The sequence below is a fragment of the Dyadobacter psychrophilus genome (assembly GCF_900167945.1).
Taxonomy (GTDB): domain Bacteria; phylum Bacteroidota; class Bacteroidia; order Cytophagales; family Spirosomataceae; genus Dyadobacter; species Dyadobacter psychrophilus.
In genome coordinates, this window is the sequence record NZ_FUZA01000001.1 from 884,352 (window position 1) to 905,039 (window position 20,688).

Here is a 20,688-nt window from a genome sequence, read left to right on the forward strand (position 1 = left end):
AGCGTTACATTTGCGCAAACTTTTGTACAATAGCGAATGCTTTTTATAGGAAAATACAATCACCTCACCATTGAACGCCTTACCAGCGTAGGCATGTTTCTGAGCGACATCGAGGGCGAGGAAGTGCTGCTGCCCAATCAATATCTTACCGATGAAATGCAGATCGGCGATAACATTAAAGTGTTCGTCTATCTTGATTCCGAGGACCGGCCGGTTGCAACCACAGAAACGCCAAAAATCATCCGTAATGAATTCGCATTCCTCGAAGTGACAGATGTTACCGAGCACGGCGCTTTCATGGATTGGGGGTTAATCAAAGATCTTTTCGTGCCGTTCAGGGAACAAAGCACGCCCATGCAGGTCGGAGAATGGCACGTCGTTTTTCTTTATCTCGATCAAAAATCGTCCCGCTTAATTGCTTCTACCAAAATAGATCGCTTCCTGGAAAATGAAAGGCTTACCGTAGCCGAAGGTGATCAGGTGGATCTGTTGATCTTTTCTAAATCGGATCTGGGTTATAATGCCATTGTTAATCAATATCACAAAGGATTGATATATGCCAATGAAGTTTTCCGCGAGATAAAAATCGGCGATTCTTTAAAAGGTTACGTCAAGAAAATAAGAGAAGAAAACAAGCTCGATTTGAGTCTGCAAAAGACAGGTTATGAAGTAGTTGAGCCGACTGCGCAGTTTATTCTGGATGAATTGAAAAAGGCCGATGGCTTCCTAAACTTATCGGATAGCAGCTCACCGGAGGATATTTATAAAAAATTACAAATCAGCAAGAAAGTGTTTAAAAAGGCAATCGGTGGGCTTTACAAACAGGGACTGATCAAGATCGGTGATGACGGGATCCGGCTGGTTGTTGAAGATTAAATTAAAAATGCCGGTGCTGAGCCGGCATTTTTGTTAACATTATTTCTTTCCGTATTTCACTTTATACTTCTCATAAAGGCGCTTCTGCTTATCATCCAGACTCACTTTTCCACCTTTGATAAAGGCCATTTGGATCACATTGCCGCGCATATCGAGCATATCGCCCGCAGTAACTAAGAAAGAAGCGTGTTTGCCTTTCTCTAATGTTCCAACCAGCTTATCCGCACCAATAATTTCAGCCGCATTCTTAGTAACAAACTGCAATGCTTCTTCCGGTGTCACATTGCCAAAACCTGACGAAGTTCCCGCCAGAAACGCAAGATTCCGCGTCCGCCACCATTCATCCGCGTAAGTGATGGCCACTTTTACACCCGCTTTGTGCAATATTCCTGGCAACTCATAGGGCAAATAAACGTTCTCATCAACACGCCCGGGTAGCCGGTGCGTTGGGTTCAGAATTACAGCAATTTGGTTTTCTTTCAAAAAAGAAACCACTTTATAGGACTCATCCCCGCCTACTATTACCACTTTTTTCACACCATTCTCCTTTGCAAAATTAACTGCTTCAATAATATCCTTACCATATTCAGCCCTAATGTACAAGTTAGCAGAACCATCAAAAAGCGGCTTCATGGCTGCAAGGCGCAGGTTTACCGGATTCGGTGAGCTCGTTTCAGCATAAGCCTTCGCATCCGAGAATGTTGACCGAAACAAATTGATCACCTCCTGACGCTTTTCGTTTCTTTTGACTGAAACGGTGAAATCCTCATAATTGAAAGTGCTTGCCAAAAAGGGAGGCCAGCTCAGCCAGATCCCGTCGTCTTTGGCCAGCACGGCATCTTCCCAATTCCATCCATCCGAATAAAAAACAGAAGAAGAACCCGAAATAATCCCGCCCTGCGGAACTGCCTGCGACAGTAAAATACCATTGCCGCGCAATGTCGGGATCACTTCCGAATCCGTGTTATACGCGACCAGCGCCCTTACGTGCGGGTTGATCTGTCCTACTTCATTGTAATCCAAAGTCGCCCTTACCGAAGCAATTTCTTGCAAACCAACTGTTGTATTAAGAGAAATGATCCCGGGATAAATGTGCTTACCTTTTGCGTCAATAATTTCGGCGCCATTTGCACTGGTAATTGATCCTGAGGCTCCTACTTGCGTAATGATGCCTTTATCAAACGCTATGACACCGTTTTCAATCACTTGCCCGTTCCCGACGTGAATGGTCGAGCCGGTGATAAGAATCGATTTGGATTGTGCAACTGCGGGAGCCGGGTTTTGCGCCTGACTTGCAGGAATGAGCATCAACAAGCTCAGTGCCAGGCTGGTCAGCGGAATAATGAATTTATATTTTATCATAACAATGAATTGAATCTGATGGATTAATGTGCTGTCTCATGTTCCGTGTGAACGCCAACAATGTCTTCGCAATGCCACATTTTTGGCTGCGATGCCTGTGGTTTTTGCGTTGGCTTACCTTCCGCTTTATCGCCCAGCATTTTCTGGATCAGCCGCTCACGTTCAACAGCCATTGTTTTTTGCTTTTCCTCATCCTTTTTCCTGTCAAAATACACAGCGCCTTCAACCATCGTAAACTCTGGCCTTGCATAAATAGACAATGGATGTGCATTCCAGAGCACCAGATCGGCATCTTTGCCTGCTTTAACACTTCCCAGGCGATTGTCTATATGCAGCAATTTTGCAGGATTCAGCGTCACCATTTTCCAAGCTTCTTCTTCCGGCACACCGCCATACTCAACCGTTTTTGCGGCTTCCTGATTCAATCTGCGCGCCATTTCGGCATCGTCGGAGTTAATTGCCACGGTGACGCCTTCGTGATACATTAATGCCGCATTGTACGGAATTGCCTCTTTCACCTCCATTTTATACGCCCACCAGTCGCCGAATGTCGAGCCGCCTATGCCGCGCTTGGCCATTTTGTCGGCCAACTTGTAACCTTCCAGAATGTGGGTGAATGTATTGATCTTAAAATTGAGAGAATCAGCCACATGCATCAGCATATTAATCTCCGACTGCACATACGAATGGCAAGTAATGAAGCGCTCGCTGGCCAGGATTTCCGCCAATGCATCCAGTTCAATGTCTCGTCGGGGTGCATTACCAGTTTGTTTTTTGGAATTTGCGTTGTAGGTTTTCCATTGCGCAGCGTAATCTTTTGCCCGTAGAAAATGATCAAAAAATACTTGTTCCACGCCCATTCTGGTCTGGGGAAAACGCGTTCTGACAACATCGCCCCAGTTAGACTGTTTCACATTTTCTCCCAAAGCAAATTTGATCGTTTTCACCTCGGGAATCAGCATTTGCGATTGGCTGGCACCCCATTTCAGCTTAATTAATGCACTTTGTCCGCCAATAGAGTTGGCAGAACCGTGAAGCAAATGTGAGGTCGTTACACCGCCTGCAAGTTGCCTGTAAATGTTAACGTCATCCGGGTTGATCACGTCACTCATTCTCACCTCCGCAGAACTGGTCTGACCGCCTTCGTTAATGGTGAACAGCGCAATGTGTGAATGTTCGTCAATTATGCCGCTGGTCAAATGCTTGCCGGTTCCGTCGATGGTTTTTGCTCCCGAAGGCGAGGATAATGCTTTCCCAACCTTGGTTATCTTGCCGTTTTGAACCAGCACATCCGCATTTTGCAAAATCCCTTCTTTCTCATTCGTCCAGATGGTTGCATTTTTGATCAGAACGGTTTCAGCCACAGGTAATGTTTCGTTTCCAAAACCCACAAAAGGATAATAAACGGGTCCGGTTTCCTTCACTTTTGCAACAGCCGTGTCTTTGGCAATTGCCTGCTGATATTTCTCTGATAATGTTGCGACCCAGGGGACAACATTTCCATTTGGCAAAACGCCTTCCCCTGCCAGGCCATTTCCAGCTATCCAACCCGTCAGGCGCGTTGTTCCCGCATTTTTATCAGGCTGGTAAGTAATGGTCAGCAATTTGTCCGAAAGAATGACCTTAGGCGTTATTTTCACCGAATCCTGAACAGTTATCTTATATTCCGGCTTATCCGGTGCACCTGTAACTTGCAGTTTGCCCGCAGGCTGATTGTTCACGGACAGCGCATAAGTCCCGCGCACATCCGGCGCATTCATCGCTGACAAAACAAACTGCTTTCCCTGGATCCAGTTTTCATAAATCACATTATCCTTCCCAAACAGATCACCGGAAGTAATGATAAAGTTGGCAAGTAACCCGCTTTTCAAGCTCCCAACCTGCCCTTCCGCCTTGATCAGACTTGCAGGAATGGTTGTTAATGCTTCAAGTGCCTTTTCTTTTGGAAGGCCGTATTCAATGGCCGTTTTTATATTTTTCCAAAAATCAGCCTTGTTCTTCATGCCTGAAACCGTGAATGCAAACGGAATCTCTGCCTTAGCCACTTCGGATGGATTCTTAGGAGCTAATTCCCAATGTTTTAACTGGGCTACGCTTACCAAATCCGCATCCCATGGATCCGCGACATCGTAGGCTTCGGGAAATTGGAGTGGTAAAATCAATGTGGCTTTCGTGGCTTTTATCTCTTTCAAGCGCTGGTATTCATCGCCGCCACCTTTGATAATATATTGTATCCCAAATTCATCACCAACTTTGTCAGCACGGATAATGCTGTATTTATCATTGGTTTCAAAAAAGGAAGGAAGTGTTTTGATCTGGTTGAAGGCTTCGAGCGAAAGGTTGGTTTCCTTGGCTTTTTCTGTTTTAGCATACCAATCGGCATCATAATAATTTTGTCTTAACAGCGCCACAACACCCATTGTAGACGAAGGATATGTTTGGGAGGAAGAGCCTTTGCTGAATGAAAAATGGGCAGAAGCCTTTCTTTTCAATAATGCTTTGTTGGCCGCCTCGTCGGTTAATGTTACTACTGCGCCATTTCCACGTACAATTCCGTCATGCGGATGGATCAGCACAGTTCCAAAACCGATTTTGCGAAGCTCCTCCGCTTTTTTCGCATCAGGTGTAAATATCAAACTGGCATCATTTTCAGGTTGGATAGCCTGATTCCAGCCAAATGCGCCCTTTTTACTGGATTCCAGTTGCGGCGTTTGCCTGCCGCCTGCGGGACGTTCTCTCCTCACTTCCGGCATTCCATAATCGGAGTCCAGGTCTATAAGCGAAGGATAAATGTATTTTTCTTTCAAATTCATCACCACTGTGCCGGCGGGGATTTTTACTTGTTTACCCACCTCACGGATGATCCCGTTTTCAATGAGCATGGTTCCTTTAAGGATCGTGGTTTTGGAATCGACGACGATGTTTGCGTTCGTAAATGCGTAGCGCCCCGGCCGGTCGTCGTAAGCTCCGTTTTGGGGGAAAGTTTCCTGCGCATGGGCGATCACGCTGATCGTAAGACAGGTCAGCAGGGCTGATAATTGTTTAAACATATGGTGTTATTTGATTGCAGTTCGGAACTACAATATACAAGTAAAAATGAAAATTCAGCTTGGAAAGGGCATTTTCACTGGAAGTTACAATTGCCGCGGGGAATTGTTATGTTGCCTATTTTTTGCATCTTGGTATTAGTTTTCTAGATGTTTATTTAGCCTTTATAAAATGGATTACAATCAATTTAAAGAATCACTTTCGCAAAACGTCCCGCCAGAAACGGTCTCAGAACCATTAAAAGCCCTTTGGTATGCTGCAAAAGACGATTGGGAAGCAGCACACAACATTGCCCAAAGCAAAGAAGGAATGCCTGTTTACGATCATTTGCATGCTTACCTTCATCGCGTCGAAGGGGACACCTGGAATGCTGGATATTGGTACAAACGGGCTGGAAAACCGGTTTTTAAGGGGTCATTGCAAGAAGAATTGGAAGCATTAACCACATCCTTACTATAAAAAATATAAGGCTTTTACCTTATATTCGGTCAATATAAGGTTTTTGCCTTATATTTGTATGATATAAGGCTTTTACCTTATATTTACTCATTATAAGGCTAAAAGCTTATATCCAATGAAGAAGTATCATGCCGTAATCACCGCTGATATGGTTAATTCAACGTTTTTCACACGAGAAGAGACCACAGAATGGCTTAGCGAAATGATTGGCCTCTTACGGGAGAATCCGGCTTTCGACTGGGCATTGAAACCCGAAATTTATCGGGGAGACAGCTTTCAGGGTGTATTAAAAAACACCAATGAAGCCATGCACGCTGCCATTCTCGCACGTGCCTCCATGCGCACGCACGCCAAAAACACTGATCTGCGCATCGCCATTGGCATAGGAAAAACGGAACAGCTCACCGATCGCGCAGGCACCTCAGACGGTGAAGCATTTCGTTTGTCGGGGCATTTGGCTGATAATATCAGGAAACAAAAAGCGCGGATCGGGATTGCATTACCGAATCCTTCCGAGCCACTTAATGCTACATTAGATCTTTTGGAGACGCTTATTGAGAACTGGACCACTTCCCAAAGCGAGGTGATTGTAGCGTTGCTCCTGAAAAAGAACATTAACCAGATTTCCGAGCAACTCGGGATCAGCCAGCCTGCCGCCAGCCAGCGCGTTGCTTCTTCGAAATGGTGGGCAATTGAAAATTTTCTCGCTACCTTTCCCAAACATTTATCACTATACACAAAAACTAAATTATGATCGAGTTTCTGCAACTATTGCTCGCACACATTCTGGTTGATTTCTACTGGCAGCCTACAAAATGGGTCATTGAAAAAAGAGAAAAATCATTCCGCTCCAAATACTTTTACCTCCACATTACGCTTGTTATCGTTGTTTCTTACGTCGTGCTGGGTTATTGGACCAATCCTGTTCCTGCTATTGCATTAGGCGCGGCGCATGGCATTATTGATATTATGAAAATCGCATTGGATAAAAAGGGAACATTGATCTGGTTTGTGGCCGATCAGGCAGCCCATGTGATCAGCATTGCCCTTACGGCGCTTATTATTACCAGTGCTTTACCGGCTGGCGTGGAAGTTTTCAAAACCTGGCTGTTCACCACAAAAACGCTTGCCATTTTCACTGGCGCGCTGGTCTCGCTCTCCCCTATTTCGTTTTTTGTCGGCATCCTTACAAAACCCTGGCGCGAAGAACTTGCACGGCTGGCACCTAATGCGGATGATAACCTAGCCAATGCCGGACGCTGGATCGGGATGTCGGAAAGGCTGCTCATCTTTGTTTTTGTGCTGGTAAGCCAGTTTTCGGCCATTGGATTTCTGATTGCTGCAAAATCCTTACTTCGTTATAATGATAAATCTGCCAGCAGCGAAATTTCAGCGGCTTACATCAGCAAAAAGTCTGAATATGTGCTTGTAGGCACGTTAATGAGCTACACATGCGCGATCGCGGTGGCGCTGGTTGTGAAAACATTGTATTAAAAAGGCGATGTGATTAAACCTTGCTGCAACAAATTGCTCTAATATGAGTATCTAAACTTGATAACCATGAAAAAGACAATGTTGGCCATGATAATGGCTCTTTTTAGCATAGCAGCCTTTGCCCAACGCCAGGATTCTGATGTAACTCCGGAAAAACGAGCAGAAAATCAGACAAAACAGATGACCGAAAAGCTGAACCTTTCGGAAGACCAGCAAAAGCAAATTTATAATTTAAGCCTGGCAAGAGCCCAGAAAGTGAAGGAAATGAGGGAAGCGCAAACCATTGATCGCGAGCAGATGCGGGCATCGATGGAAACTTTCAACAACGAGGTTGCGAAATTACTGACTGTCGAACAACAGGAAAAATATAAAACCATGCTCGAAGACCGCCGCGGTGGCGACCGCCGCGGTGGCGACCGACGCGGAGACAATGGCGGCGGCGGAGGCCCGCGAGGAAACTAAGCTCTCTTTTATCAGGAAATGAAAAGGGTTGGTATCGCAAGATATCCAACCCTTTTTCTATGAATGCTATTACAAACCTAAATAACCATTTCCATATTAAATCGCCATTTCAGTCTTGAATTCCGACGTAAAGTGGAAATGTATCGCTGGATTATTCTCCCTGTTCATGCGGATCATCCATTCGGATTCCGCCAGGAAAACCGGGTTTCTGTCTTTATCGTAGGCAATTTGGTTTCCTTTTAGGCGGATAAACTGATCCATGGCAGGTTTTTCGTCGGCGGTAAGCCAGCAAGCGCGTGTAATGCCCATAGGAACCCAGCGGCATTTTGCGCCATATTCGTGTTCCAAACGATATTGGATTACATCAAATTGAAGTTCACCAACTGTTCCTACAATTTTACGGTTACCCAGATCCAATGTAAAAAGCTGCGCAACGCCTTCGTCTGTAAGCTGTTGAATGCCTTTTTCCAATTGCTTGGATTTCATCGGATCAAGGTTGATCAATTCTTTAAAGATCTCGGGCGAAAAGCTTGGAATCCCTGAAAATTGGAGGTTTTCGCCTTCCGTCAATGTATCGCCGATCTTGAAACTTCCTGTGTCGTAAAGCCCAACCACATCGCCCGGGAAGCCTTCGTCCATTACACTTTTAGCCGAAGCCATGAATGTAAACGGACTTGAAAAACGGACATCCTTACCCATTCTGACATGTTTATAAAACTTTCCACGCTCAAATTTCCCTGAACAAATCCGCAGAAACGCAATGCGGTCACGGTGCCTTGGATCCAGGTTAGCGTGTATTTTGAATACAAAACCTGTGAATTTAGGCTCCATAGGCGACACTTCACGCACATCCGTTGGCCGTGGCTGAGGGATGGGTGAAATTTCACAGAATGTATCCAGCAATTCTTTGATACCAAAGTTATTAATGGCACTTCCGAAGAAAACCGGCGCTAACTGGCCTTTTTGATAAGCTTCTTCCGAAAACACATCATAAACACCTTCAACAAGCTCTACATCCTCAGTAAGTTGCAATGCGTCTCTTTCTCCAAGCAAGTCAACCAGTTTGTCATCTTCCAAACTCACCTTGGCAACGTCGCTTTCAATTTTTGTCTTATTGATTTTAAAGAAATACAACATTTGCTCGTACAAGCTGTAAACGCCTTTGAAATTGGCTCCCATGTTGATCGGCCACGTCAGCGGGCGAACGCGGATGCTCAATTTCGTTTCAAGTTCGTCCAGCAGTTCGAATGGATTTTGCCCTTCCCTATCCAGCTTATTAATGAAAACAATAACAGGCGTGTTACGCATCCGGCACACTTCCATAAGCCGTTCCGTCTGTTCCTCAACGCCCTTTACGCAGTCAATCACCAGGATTACACTATCCACAGCCGTCAATGTACGGTAAGTATCTTCCGCAAAATCCTTGTGACCGGGCGTATCCAGAATGTTGATCAGCAGATCTTTATATTCAAAAGTCATTACCGAAGTAGCGACCGAAATTCCCCTTTGCTTCTCAATTTCCATGAAATCGGAAGTAGCGGTCTTTTTAATTTTATTGGATTTTACCGCGCCCGCAGTCTGGATCGCACCTCCAAAAAGGAGCAGCTTTTCAGTAAGTGTCGTTTTACCAGCATCTGGGTGACTGATAATTGCGAATGTGCGCCGCTTCTTGATTTCTTCTAAATTACTCATATCTAAAATTTGCACAAAGATAAGAATAAACAAAAGCCGCCCCTAACCGGGACGGCTCTAAATTATCTTGCAAAGAAACGATCAGTGTTTAAATCCGATCTCAGTAAAAAGAATGCTTGTAATCTTCAACAGAAGTCATGATCACTTCATGTGCTTCTTCTCTGCCATAAACATTGGTAATTTCAATGTGTGCTTTTTCGCCTGGCAAGTTCTTGTAAGTCAGGAAGTAATGTTTCAAACGCTCTACGATCCCTTCCGGAAGCTCGCTCAGATCTGAAAAACCGCCATAAACTTCGTCGCCTTTCAAAACCGCAATGATCTTGTCATCCGCTTCGCCGCCGTCGATCAGGCGAATCCCGCCGATTGGCTTCGCTGTGCAAAGAATGTCTCCGTGTGAAATGATCTTTTCGCAAAGAACCAAAATATCCAGCGGGTCACCGTCACCTTCGGTCACATCTCTTCCTGAACGCTCGCGGGCAAGCGCTGCGATTTTTTCTGAGCAGTAAGTTTTTGGGATAAAACCGTAAAGTGCCGGAACAATGTTCGAATATTTCTGCGGCCGGTCGATCATCAGATAGCCGGTTGCTTTATCTATTTCGTATTTTACTGTATCAGTCGGAACAATTTCAATAAAGGCGGTTACGAGATTAGGTGCATTGTCTCCCATCGGGATCCCGTGCCAGGGATGTGCTTTGTGTACGTTGGCGATCATTATCTGTGTAATAGTATTAACTTTAAATGGATAATATTTTAATTAACGAGTGGTCCTGGGTTATCCGACCTTTTCAGAAATATTATAATCCCCTGTTTTGGAGATGGATTGTTTTACAAATAATTCCCCCAGAAATCCTGCAAGGAACAGTTGAGAACCAACCATTATGGCAACCAATGCGAGAAAGAACAACGGGTTTTCCGTCACGTTCCGATAGGGCTGCAAATTGTAAATATTGTAAATCTTCTTCCCTAGCAACCAGAAAGCTATAATGCTTCCCAGAAAAAACATAAGTGTTCCCAGACTGCCAAACAAATGCATGGGTCTGCGCCCAAACTTATTCACAAAGGCAATCGAAAGCAAATCCAGAAAGCCAAAAATGAAACGTTCAAGCCCGAATTTTGTCGTGCCGTATTTTCTCGGACGATGCTGCACAACCTTTTCACCGATCTTGGCAAAACCATTCCACTTGGCAATAACGGGAATGTAACGGTGCATTTCTCCGTAAATAGTAATGTTTTTGACGACTTCTTTTCGGTAAGCTTTCAGGCCGCAATTGAAATCATGCAGCGAAACTCCTGAAATGCTGCGCGTGGCTGCATTGAAAATTTTGGTAGGAACTGTCTTGGTAATCGGATCGTAGCGTTTCTTTTTCCAGCCTGAAACCAGGTCATAACGATCCTCTTTGATCATTTTATAAAGCTCCGGAATTTCGTCGGGGCTATCTTGCAGGTCCGCGTCCATGGTAATGATCACATCACCTTTGGCAGCCTGAAAAGCAGTTTGCAAAGCAGCCGTTTTGCCGTAATTCCTCACAAATCTCAGCCCGCGAATGTTCGGATTTTCCTGAGAAATGTTTGAAATAACGTCCCAGGAGCTGTCTTTACTGCCATCATCGACAAAAATCACTTCATAGGAGAAGCCATTTTCATTCATTACCCGCGCAATCCATTCACTGAGTTCTGGCAATGATTCTTCCTCATTGTAAAGCGGAACGACAACGGAAATCTGGATAGCTGAATAAGTCATGAATGTATAATAGCAAAGCCCAAAACCGGGATCACCGGGCAAAGTTCGTGTTTTTCCCGATCAAAATATCATATAAAAATCTTTCAGTAAAGCCTTAAACGATTGGGTGTAGGTTGTCCCGTCCGGCTCGTAAATGTAAAGTTCTTCTGTAATATCCAGACTATGAACAGGTTCGGTGCGCTGAAACGTCATTAGCTGGCGAAATGCCTTTTTTCCTTCCTGGTGAAACAATGTCATTTTACGGCTCAAAATCCATCCGGATTCCAATGCTTTGGTCAAAAACTGCTTTCCTTCATCCACCGGGAAAAGAATGTTGAACTTCCCAGTATCCGATAAAAGTGTGTCGATAGCAGTCAGTAATTCTGCAAAATCCAGTGATTTAGCGTGGTGCGCAATGTTCTTTTTGTCAAGCGGGGAAAGCAGGTCGGATTGAAAAAACGGCGGATTGGTGATGATCACATCATATTTATGCTCGGAAGTAAATTCCTGAACCGCAGAATGAAAAAGCCTGATCCGGTCATGAAACGGGCTGTTTTCCACATTCTCGCCAGCCTGGTAAAATGCCTCCGCGTCAATTTCAACTGCGTCAATGATGCCATAAGAATTTCTTTGGGCAACCATTAAAGACAGCAAACCCGTTCCTGCACCGATGTCCAGAATGTAATCAGCGTCTGCAATGTCGGCCCAGGCGCCCAGCACGCAGGCATCCGTGCATACTTTCATGGCGCATTTATCCTGCTGCACCGTAAAATTCTTGAAGCGAAAAGAGGAATTTCTAGCCATAACCGTTTTATTTTCTTCCAAAGTCAGCCGGGTTTTCGCCCCAGTATTCGGTTTCCCATTTCAGGATTTTGTTCGGAAACTTATTGGCCGCAAGCCAGCGCTCAGCGCGTTGCAGCATTTCAAAAACAGGTTTATTCCTTGGCGTCAATGCCAATTTCGTATTCGCATGCTTTTTCTTGATCCATGCAATCGCCGTTCTGGAATCGCTGTAAATGGGTAGATCGCTTTCTTTTTTTTGAAGATAGGCCAATGCGTGTACAATCGCCAGAAACTCGCCAATGTTGTTTGTCGCGTCCTTGAATGGTCCCTGTAAAAAGATTCGCTCGCCGGTTTGGTAATAAATGCCCTGATATTCCATGTCTCCGGAAGCTGTGTTCCAGGCTGCATCCACAGCAATGCTGTTTTTAATCGGCTTTCCAATGTTAGCCGGAATGTCCTTCGCTACGGCTGGCTTGTTCTCTTTTTTGGCTACAAATTCCCAATAATTGCGCTGAATGGCTGCTTCAGCCTCCTGTATGGATTCAAAAGACTTGTAACGAGCGTCTTCAAAACCCTTTATTTGTGCCTCACACTCCTTCCAATCCGTAAAAACGCCCGTTTTTCTTCCCTGCCAGACGACGTAGTATTTGGTCTTTTTTGCCAAAATTAATTTTGAATGAGTGAATGAGTGAATGAGCGGGCGCCGCTGCGCTGAATGGTTTTTAGGCTTTTTCTTCCCAGATCTGGGCTATGTTAACAATCACTTCTACTGCCTTTTCCATGTCTTGAACTGAAACCCATTCTAACTTTGAGTGGAATGCGTGTTCTCCTGCGAAAATATTCGGGCAGGGAAGGCCCATGAATGATAGTCTTGAACCGTCTGTTCCGCCTCTTATGCTTCTTTGAATCGGGTTTAGACCTGCTTTTTTCATGGCTAGTAATGCATTTTCGAGCACTTCGGGATGCTGGTCCAGGATTTCCTTCATATTGCGATATTGCTCCGTTACCTTGAATTCCATGCTCGAATTAGGATAACCTGCCAGCACATTGTCTGCAATTTCTTTCAACTTCGCTTCCTTTTCATGCAGACCTTCAACTGTAAAATCGCGGATAATGAAGCCTAATGTTACTTTTTCTTGGATTCCTTCGATTTGAGTCGGGTGGATAAAACCTTCTTTTCCTTCGGTTGTTTCGGGCGATAAAGAATCTTTGGGCAACGCAGCCAGGATTTCTCCGGCAATTTTCAATGCGTTCTCCAGCTTGCCTAATGCGTAACCCGGATGCGTGCTGACACCGTGAATGGTTATTTTAACACCGTCCGCTGAAAATGTTTCGTCCTCCAATGTGCCTACTGCCTCACCATCAACTGTGTAACCGAAGTCGGCGCCTAATTTGGCAATGTCCACTTTTTCTGTTCCGCGTCCAACTTCTTCATCCGGCGTAAACAAAATCCGGATTGCTCCGTGCCTGATTTCCGGATGATTTACCAGATATTCTGCGGCTGCCATGATTTCGGCAACGCCTGCTTTGTTGTCCGCGCCCAAGAGCGTGGTTCCGCTGGCGGTAACGATATCATTTCCAATCTGTTGATCCAGATCGTGCAGTTCACTAATGCGTAAAACCTGAGTTGTATCATCAGGCAAAACAATGTCAGATCCATCCCAGTTTTCATGCACAATCGGCTTTACGTGCGCACCTGAAACGTCCGGGGATGTGTCTACATGCGAGCAAAAACAAATGACCGGAATGTCTGTTTTGTCAGAATTGGAAGGAATGGTCGCATAAACATATCCATGTTCATCCAGATGCGCATCTTCGATCCCAAGTTCCTGTAATTCAACGACCAGCTGATTACTCAGATCTCGCTGTTTGGCCGTGCTGGGAAAACTTTCCGAATTCGGGTCCGACTGCGTATCGATCTTCACATACCGAAGAAAACGTTCCAGAACAGATGTCATAAAAGCAGCATTTAATGTATACGAATTCTTGTGTGATCAGTTCAGGATTGAAGCCAGATCAGCAGGTGAATAGTTGATATTTTTCAATGTTTTGTCATCTGCTTTTCTGTAAACCAGATATTTACCATTGTCTTCCTTATAATAACAATCTGTTCCTTTGGCTTCATAATGTGCCACGGTTGCTTCGGCTTCTTCCACGGTAAGGCACGCTTTCGACATATTCGAACGCTGCACTTCATCAAACAAAGCCCTGAATTTTTCCCCTAATCCAAATTCCAGCACCGCGCCCGACAACACATATTGCAGGTCACAAAGCGCATCGGCAATTTCCACAATGTCCTTTTCCAGAATGGCGACTTCCAATTCTTTCAATTCCTCTGCCAGCAAAGCCACGCGCAATCTGCTGCGTTCTTCAGAAGGGATCGTAGGTGTTTCCAGAATAGGGTGTTTAAATGTCTTGTGAAATTCAGCGACCTGGTTTAGGCTGTCCAATTGTTGCATTTTTATATTGTGTTAAATTAATTCAATAAACTTTCATAAAACCCTCACATGGAAAGGTTTGTCTTAAATAACTTGATCGCAATAGCAAGTAGAATGATCCCGAAAACCTTTCGAAGAATGTCCGTACCGCCCTGTCCGAGTTTCCTTTCCAGCCAGGTTGACGATTTTAAAACCAGGTATACAAAGAATAAATTGAGCAGAATGCCGACCAGGATGTTCTCGATCTGGTAAGCAGAACGAAGTGACAGCAATGTGGTCATGGTGGCGGCTCCGGCAATGAGTGGAAACGCAATGGGGACAATGGAAGCGACGCCAACATCCAGATTATCATGCTTGAAAATGTTTCTTCCCAAAATCATTTCCATACCCAGCAAAAACAGGATAATAGCGCCGGCAATCGCAAATGAGGCCACATCAACGCCAAATAAGCTCAGCAATCTTTCTCCCAAAAACAGGAAAAGAATCATAATGAACCCAGCTGCCAGGGTGGCTTTTTCAGATTCAATTTTACCCAGCTTCCTGCGGAAATCCACAATCACGGGCAGCGAACCCAGGATATCAATAACCGAGAAAAGAATGAGTGTTACGGAAACGATTTCCTTAAAATTAAACATGGGGCCGGGCCTGGTGATCTGTCCGCAAAGTTGCTTAAAACCCACTGCTTACACAACCCTTCATGCCATTCGGACCAAAATTTAAGCCCTATGAAGTGCTTCCAGGTAGGAAATTCAGGAATGTATTGAACTGCTTTTTATACTTTTCCTCATCAATTTTATAAAAGAAAGCGCCCTTTTTGGAAAAACCCTTTTGCTTCTCATCCAGCTTCACTAACAGGTTTGTGGAAAGCAGTTTACGTGAAAAATTACGTTTATCCAGCTCTGTCCCGAAAATGGCTTCATACAACTTCTGCAACTGCGGGATCGTGAATTTTTCCGGAAGCAATTCAAAGCCAATCGGATGCTGCGAAGCCTTATAACGCAAATGCTGAATGGCCATTTCGACCATTGCACCGTGGTCAAATAGCAATTTGGGCAATTCCTGGATCGGGAACCATTGCGCTTCGAAGTTTTTGGAAAGCTTGTGATCGTAATCTTCCACATTAATCAGTGCGAAATAAGCCACAGAAACCGTCCTTTCGACGGGATCTCGCTGCGGGCTTCCGAATGTATGAAGCTGTTCTAAGTAAATGTCGGTGAGGTTGGTAAGTTCAAAAAGAATGCGGGACGATGCACCTTCAAGGCTCTCGTCCGGCTGCACCCAGCCGCCCATTAAGGACCACGTGTGATGTTCGTCCTCAATGCCCCTTTTTACCAGCAATAATTTTAATTCTTCGCCGTCAAAACCGAAAATAATGGAGTCCAGAGCGACCAGACACTTGGTTTGGGCCTGATATTGTTTTAATATATCTAATCGCACAACTTGATACTGCGGGAGTGAGTAAGTTAATATTTAGTTAATAAAGCAAATCGCCCCTATTACTACTCATTCGCTATTTTGATGAAAAGAAAACCAGAAAATCCTTCAATGTTTGGATCTCCATGTCGGTAATAGCCGGGAAGTTTGCGATGCGGAAACTGGTTTCCTTGTCCTTACCGTAACCATTTCCCAGCACGATGCCTTCCTGCAAAGCTGCCTTTTTGATCGACGCAATCCGCTCTTTCGTATCCCTCAATGCAACCACCGTTTTTGAGCGAACCGCCTCGTTCTCAACCAAAAGTTGGTAACCATGTTTTGGTAAAAATGAATACCAATCCTGTGCCCTTTCAAGCGTTTTTTGGGCAACAGTTTCAATAGACGCAACTTGTTGCATAACCTTGCCCATCAGGTAAATGCCCAATGTGTTCGGCGTATAAGGTGTCTGGAATTTCAGGAAATTATCACGGATAAAAAGCAAACTGTTATAATGTGCCCGGTTTCCGATTGCTATGGCCCGTTCCACCGCTTTTGGAGAAACAATCATGACACCCATTCCGGAGGGCAGGCCAAAACACTTCTGCACCGATCCATACCAAACATCCGCGCTTAGCCAGGGAAGCTCGACGCCAGCCATGGAAGATGTCGCGTCGACGGCGATAATGTTGTCTGACTGATCGTGTATTGTGTTTAGGAATTCAGCAGTTAGCGCGGTTCCGTTGGAAGTTTCATTGTGCGTAACGCAAATGATTTCGTTGCGTGCTGGTTGGATTTCGTCCTTCAAAAGCGGCTCGTTGTTGGTCTCAAAAGAATATGGTCTGGCAGAACCCGTCAGCTTTTGGGTATATTCCATCCATTTTTCACCAAACGCACCATTATAAATGTGCAGGCTCCCGTCCGAAATAAGGCTTTCAGCAATGATCTCCCAGCATTCTGTCGCCGACGAAACGAAGTAAACCTCGTATGCATCGGGCACATTCAGCTTCGTTTTCAGGTTACGGATTGCGTCTTCCAGCATTTGCATAAAAGCTGCGCTCCGATGATTGGCGCTAATAACACCGCTATCGACCGCTTCCTGCAAATACTGGCCAACCTCATCGTAAACTTTGGAAGGACCGGGATAAAAGGTTATCATTTTTGATCAAATAAATCCTTCGCGAACCATTGCCTTTTCTAATTTCTCACCCAATCCCCGGGAAGCTTTCAGCAATGGTAAACGCACGGCCGAACTGCAAATTCCTTTGATTTCGAGACATTTCTTAATGCCCACAGGATTGGACTCAACGTATAGCAAAGTATCGAATTCAAGAAATGCAAGCTGCAATCTGGCCGCTTCTTTGAAACGCCCTTCCAGTGCGTGCCAGGTCAATTCACCAAATTCTTTTGGGAAAGCATTGGCAATCACGGAGATAACGCCATGCCAGCCCACACTTACCATAGTTGTTACTAGGTTATCATCGCCTGAAAGCAGCAAGAAATCGTCCGGCACGCGGGAAGCAAGCTCCATACTTTGCTCGATTGACCCGCCAGCGTCTTTAATGCCTATAATATTGGCATGCGCAGCGAGCGTAACGATCGTATCCGGCTTCATATTGATCACCGTGCGGCCCGGAACATTATATAGCAATACCGGGACAGGAGAAGCGTCCGCAATCGCCGTAAAATGCGCGATTATGCCTTCCTGAGTAGGTTTATTATAGTAAGGACAAACCGAAAGAATGGCATCAACGCCTGTAAAGTCTGTCTCTTTAATACAATCCAGAACCGACTGCGTATCATTGCCGCCCATCCCATAGACGATGGGAAGCGATTTGGAGTTATTCTTTATTGTAAATGCCAGGATTTCACGCTTTTCACGGGAGTTCACCGTAGGCGATTCGCCGGTTGTTCCCTGCACCACAAGGTAATCCGATCCGCCTTCCGTGACCAGGTCGATCAATCTTTTCAAACCCGGATAATCAATTGCATTCTGCTCATCAAAAGGTGTAATCAGCGCCGCTCCTACCCCTTTGAAACGTTGGTCCAATGGCATTATTTACTTATATAATTGGTTGAAATTTAAAACACAAAGTTAGCTTTCTGAGCCATTTTTCTTTACTTATTCTCGATCATCGCTAAAAATTCTTCCTCACTAAGAATGGTAACGCCCAGTTTCCGGGCTTTTTCCAGCTTGGAAGGGCCCATATTCGCGCCTGCGAGCAAGTAATTAAGCTTACCTGAGACGCCACTAAGCACCCGACCTCCGTTGACTTCGATTTTTAGTTTGAGATCATCCCTTTCAAAATTTTCAAAAACACCGGATATCACAAAAGTTTTTCCTTCCAGCATATCGCTTTCCAGCTCAACGGGCTTTTCGTCACTTTCCATTTGAATGCCGGCAGCCTGCAAACGCGCCACCAACTGCTGGTTTTCGGGCACAGAAAAATAAGAAGCAATGCTCTCGGCAATCCTTCCGCCAATTTCCGGAACCGCAATTAACTGATCATAAGTGGCCAGGCGCAGTGCGTTCATAGATTTGAAATAAGCTGCCAGTTTTTCAGCAACCGTCGCGCCCACAAACCGTATTCCAAGCGCGAAAAGCACATTTTTGAAAGGAACAGTTTTCGAAAGCGCAATGCCATTCAGAATATTTTCAACCGTTTTTTCGCGAAAACTGATCTTCTTAACCTTTCCTGTTTCTTCATTCAGGATATTTTTTTCAAGACCAAGAAGCGTTTCAGGCGTTAAATCATACAGGTCGGCTGGCGTGCGCACGAGGTCGAGATCGAACAGCAGTTCTATTTTTCCCTCGCCCAGACTTTCAATGTTCATCGCTTTTCTGTGAATAAAATGCTCTATCCGGCCTTTCAGCTGGGGTGGGCAATGGCTGTCATTGGGACAGAAAAACGCGACCTCACCTTCATTTCGCTGCAATTCAGAGCTGCATTCCGGGCAATGTGTTGGGAAAATAAGTGGTTCAGTCGGATATTTTTCGCGCTGGGATATGTCTACCCCGGTGATTTTAGGAATGATCTCGCCGCTTTTTTCAACAAAAACGGTGTCGCCGATTTCCAGTCCCAGCCTGAGCACTTCATTGGCATTATGCAATGTGGCCCGCTTCACGCGCGTACCCGAAAGGTGAACGCCTTTTACCTGGTTATAAGGCAAAGCGCGTTCGCTAATGTCGCAAAGGTTGGCAACCGGGGTAACGGCGCCAGTCCTGCCAACCTGATAAGTCACCATGCGGAGCACAGCCGGTTTATTTTCAGCCTTATATTTGAATGAAATGGCCCAGCGGGGACTTTTGGCTGTGAAACCTAGCTCGCGCTGCTGTTCAAAAGAATTGATTTTGACCACAATCCCATCCGTAGCCAGCGGAAGGGTAAGTCGTTTTTCTTCCCATTCATGGATAAATTCCAGAACTTCATCAATGGTCTGTACTTTTTTCCAGCCGGGCGACACATTAAAACCCCATGCTTTAAGGCCTAGCAAGCTTTCCTCGTGGCTTTTGAAAAATTCTGTATCGGTTAAAAAAGAGTAGAGATAGCAATCAAGTCCGCGCCGCGCAGTTTCGCCAGAATCCTGCAATTTGAAAGATCCGGAAGCTGCATTTCTTGGGTTAGCATATTGATTTTCACCCAAAGTATCCATTTCCTCATTCAATTTTTGAAAAGATGTGATCGGCATGAAACCTTCACCACGAATCTCAAAAACAGGCGGAACATTCTCAGCCTTAACTCTTAACGGCAGTGAACGAATGGTTTTGACATTGTTGGTGATCTCATCCCCGCGCGTGCCATCGCCACGCGTAACGCCACGCACGAGCACGCCGTTTTCGTATGTAAAGCTGAGCGAAATCCCGTCAAATTTCAGCTCGCAAATGTATTCATAAGGTTCACCATCCAGTCCACGGCGCACGCGGTCGTCGAAATTCCGTAACTCTTGTTCATTATACGTGTTGTCAAGCGACAGCATCGGATAGCGATGGTAAACTGTGTTGAAGTTTTTAGTGATTGTCCCGCCCACCCGAAGCGTCGGAGAATCCTCCTGCCGCAAGTCAGGATATTGATCTTCAAGCTCTTTCAACTGTTTCAGCAGCTGATCAAATTCAAAATCCGAGACCTCAGAAACATTGTCCTGATAATATCTATAATTCAAATGCTGCAGTTTGTCTACAAGCTCCTGGATTTGCTGTTCTGGGTTCATGTTAAGGCGGCTAAAAAGGATAGTGCCCAAATTTAAGAAGCGTTCGCGCCGATTTCAAATGCAGCCGGCATTCACGTTACTTTTTCTGAGATCTCCGTATCAATAGAAAAAGTGCCGAATTGAACGTCTCATTTAACCAAAACACCACTAAATGAATCTCTTAAAAAATTTGATTATTTTCGTAAAAACGAACTATGCACATGAAAAACACCGAAACAATCGTCTGGCAAGACTGGGATCTCTCACAGATCATCAATGGGGAGGAAATTATGTCTCCTAGCCCGAAAAAGCCTCACCAGAAAACCTCCCGCAAATTGCAAAGGATTTTGGAAGATCATGTTGATGACCATGATTTGGGCGAGATTTGGAACGCTCCTATGGACGTAATTTTTGAAGAAGATTATAATCGTTTGCAGCCGGATCTTATTTTTATTTCAAAAGAAAACGAGGATATCTCGCAGGATTGGATCAGAGGTGTTCCCGATATGGTGGTTGAAATCGTCTCCAAAAGCACTATGAAGATGGATACGGTTATCAAAAAAGAGATCTATGAGCGCTATGGCGTGCAGGAATACTGGCTTTTGAAACCCGAGAAGCGGATTTTAGAAATTTACACACTTGTTGATGGCCGCTATGAACTTCAAGCTTTGTTTGGCGAAAATGATGTCGTGAGCTCACCATTATTTCACGATTTGGCATTCAAGTTGCACATTATATTCTAATTTCGGCCCGTAC

General features: G+C 44.9%; 20 protein-coding genes. 6 read left to right on the forward strand and 14 right to left on the reverse strand.

Features of this window, described 5'->3' with window-relative positions; all coding sequences use genetic code 11:
* Window positions 1-36 precede the first annotated feature (36 nt).
* On the forward strand, window positions 37-876 hold the full coding sequence (locus B5X68_RS03915) for a CvfB family protein (protein WP_082213336.1): 840 nt from the start codon (window positions 37-39) through the stop codon (window positions 874-876).
* 39 nt (window positions 877-915) lie between these two features.
* On the opposite strand, the gene B5X68_RS03920 is transcribed toward B5X68_RS03915, so the two are convergent.
* The gene (locus B5X68_RS03920; RefSeq protein ID WP_082213337.1) at window positions 916-2,238 is read right to left on the reverse strand and encodes an amidohydrolase family protein; all 1,323 of its coding nucleotides are present in this window, start codon (window positions 2,236-2,238) and stop codon (window positions 916-918) included.
* A gap of 23 nt (window positions 2,239-2,261) precedes the next feature.
* Complete coding sequence (locus B5X68_RS03925; protein ID WP_082213338.1) at window positions 2,262-5,288, reverse strand: amidohydrolase family protein; 3,027 nt, start codon at window positions 5,286-5,288, stop codon at window positions 2,262-2,264.
* Window positions 5,289-5,457: 169 nt separating this feature from the next.
* Here B5X68_RS03925 and B5X68_RS03930 point away from each other — a divergent pair, with 169 nt between their 5' ends.
* From B5X68_RS03930 to B5X68_RS03945, 4 genes are all read left to right on the forward strand, one after another.
* The gene (locus B5X68_RS03930; protein ID WP_082213339.1) at window positions 5,458-5,745 is read left to right on the forward strand and encodes a hypothetical protein; all 288 of its coding nucleotides are present in this window, start codon (window positions 5,458-5,460) and stop codon (window positions 5,743-5,745) included.
* Between the two features lie 115 nt (window positions 5,746-5,860).
* A complete protein-coding gene (locus B5X68_RS03935) occupies window positions 5,861-6,499 on the forward strand; it encodes a hypothetical protein (protein ID WP_082213340.1) in 639 nt (212 codons plus the stop codon).
* The gene (locus B5X68_RS03940) at window positions 6,496-7,239 is read left to right on the forward strand and encodes a DUF3307 domain-containing protein (protein WP_082213341.1); all 744 of its coding nucleotides are present in this window, start codon (window positions 6,496-6,498) and stop codon (window positions 7,237-7,239) included. Before B5X68_RS03935 ends, B5X68_RS03940 begins: the two co-directional genes overlap by 4 nt.
* A gap of 66 nt (window positions 7,240-7,305) precedes the next feature.
* Window positions 7,306-7,701: a DUF4890 domain-containing protein gene (locus B5X68_RS03945; RefSeq protein ID WP_082213342.1), complete on the forward strand. Its 396-nt coding sequence runs from the start codon at window positions 7,306-7,308 to the stop codon at window positions 7,699-7,701.
* Between the two features lie 96 nt (window positions 7,702-7,797).
* Here the strand turns inward: B5X68_RS03945 and B5X68_RS03950 are convergent, their stop codons facing one another.
* The 12 genes from B5X68_RS03950 to ligA form a co-directional block, all read right to left on the reverse strand.
* Window positions 7,798-9,393 carry a peptide chain release factor 3 gene (locus B5X68_RS03950; protein ID WP_082213343.1) on the reverse strand — a complete coding sequence of 532 codons (1,596 nt, stop codon included), beginning with the start codon at window positions 9,391-9,393 and terminating at the stop codon, window positions 7,798-7,800.
* Between the two features lie 100 nt (window positions 9,394-9,493).
* Window positions 9,494-10,105: an inorganic pyrophosphatase gene (locus tag B5X68_RS03955; RefSeq protein ID WP_170916577.1), complete on the reverse strand. Its 612-nt coding sequence runs from the start codon at window positions 10,103-10,105 to the stop codon at window positions 9,494-9,496.
* A 60-nt stretch (window positions 10,106-10,165) separates the two neighbouring features.
* Window positions 10,166-11,134, reverse strand: coding sequence for a glycosyltransferase family 2 protein (locus B5X68_RS03960; RefSeq protein WP_082213344.1), 969 nt, complete (start codon window positions 11,132-11,134; stop codon window positions 10,166-10,168).
* 60 nt (window positions 11,135-11,194) lie between these two features.
* On the reverse strand, window positions 11,195-11,917 hold the full coding sequence (locus B5X68_RS03965) for a tRNA1(Val) (adenine(37)-N6)-methyltransferase (protein WP_082213345.1): 723 nt from the start codon (window positions 11,915-11,917) through the stop codon (window positions 11,195-11,197).
* A 7-nt stretch (window positions 11,918-11,924) separates the two neighbouring features.
* Window positions 11,925-12,560, reverse strand: coding sequence for a ribonuclease H1 domain-containing protein (locus B5X68_RS03970; RefSeq protein ID WP_082213346.1), 636 nt, complete (start codon window positions 12,558-12,560; stop codon window positions 11,925-11,927).
* A gap of 58 nt (window positions 12,561-12,618) precedes the next feature.
* Window positions 12,619-13,854, reverse strand: a complete 1,236-nt coding sequence (pepT, locus tag B5X68_RS03975) for a peptidase T (RefSeq protein ID WP_082213347.1) — start codon at window positions 13,852-13,854, stop codon at window positions 12,619-12,621.
* 36 nt (window positions 13,855-13,890) lie between these two features.
* Entirely contained in the window at window positions 13,891-14,355 is a 465-nt protein-coding gene (locus B5X68_RS03980; RefSeq protein ID WP_082213348.1) for a pyrophosphohydrolase domain-containing protein, read from the reverse strand.
* A 44-nt stretch (window positions 14,356-14,399) separates the two neighbouring features.
* Window positions 14,400-14,969 carry a MarC family protein gene (locus B5X68_RS03985; protein WP_082213349.1) on the reverse strand — a complete coding sequence of 190 codons (570 nt, stop codon included), beginning with the start codon at window positions 14,967-14,969 and terminating at the stop codon, window positions 14,400-14,402.
* An 88-nt stretch (window positions 14,970-15,057) separates the two neighbouring features.
* Window positions 15,058-15,771, reverse strand: a complete 714-nt coding sequence (locus B5X68_RS03990; protein WP_082213350.1) for an NUDIX hydrolase — start codon at window positions 15,769-15,771, stop codon at window positions 15,058-15,060.
* 73 nt (window positions 15,772-15,844) lie between these two features.
* Window positions 15,845-16,903: an aminotransferase class V-fold PLP-dependent enzyme gene (locus B5X68_RS03995; protein ID WP_082213351.1), complete on the reverse strand. Its 1,059-nt coding sequence runs from the start codon at window positions 16,901-16,903 to the stop codon at window positions 15,845-15,847.
* Between the two features lie 6 nt (window positions 16,904-16,909).
* On the reverse strand, window positions 16,910-17,800 hold the full coding sequence (gene dapA, locus B5X68_RS04000) for a 4-hydroxy-tetrahydrodipicolinate synthase (protein WP_082213352.1): 891 nt from the start codon (window positions 17,798-17,800) through the stop codon (window positions 16,910-16,912).
* Between the two features lie 62 nt (window positions 17,801-17,862).
* Window positions 17,863-19,953 (reverse strand): NAD-dependent DNA ligase LigA, encoded by a 2,091-nt coding sequence (ligA, locus tag B5X68_RS04005; RefSeq protein WP_082213353.1) that lies wholly within the window; start codon window positions 19,951-19,953, stop codon window positions 17,863-17,865.
* A gap of 200 nt (window positions 19,954-20,153) precedes the next feature.
* On the opposite strand from ligA, the gene B5X68_RS04010 reads away from it, so the two are divergent.
* Window positions 20,154-20,675, forward strand: coding sequence for a Uma2 family endonuclease (locus B5X68_RS04010; protein ID WP_082213354.1), 522 nt, complete (start codon window positions 20,154-20,156; stop codon window positions 20,673-20,675).
* Window positions 20,676-20,688 lie beyond the last annotated feature (13 nt).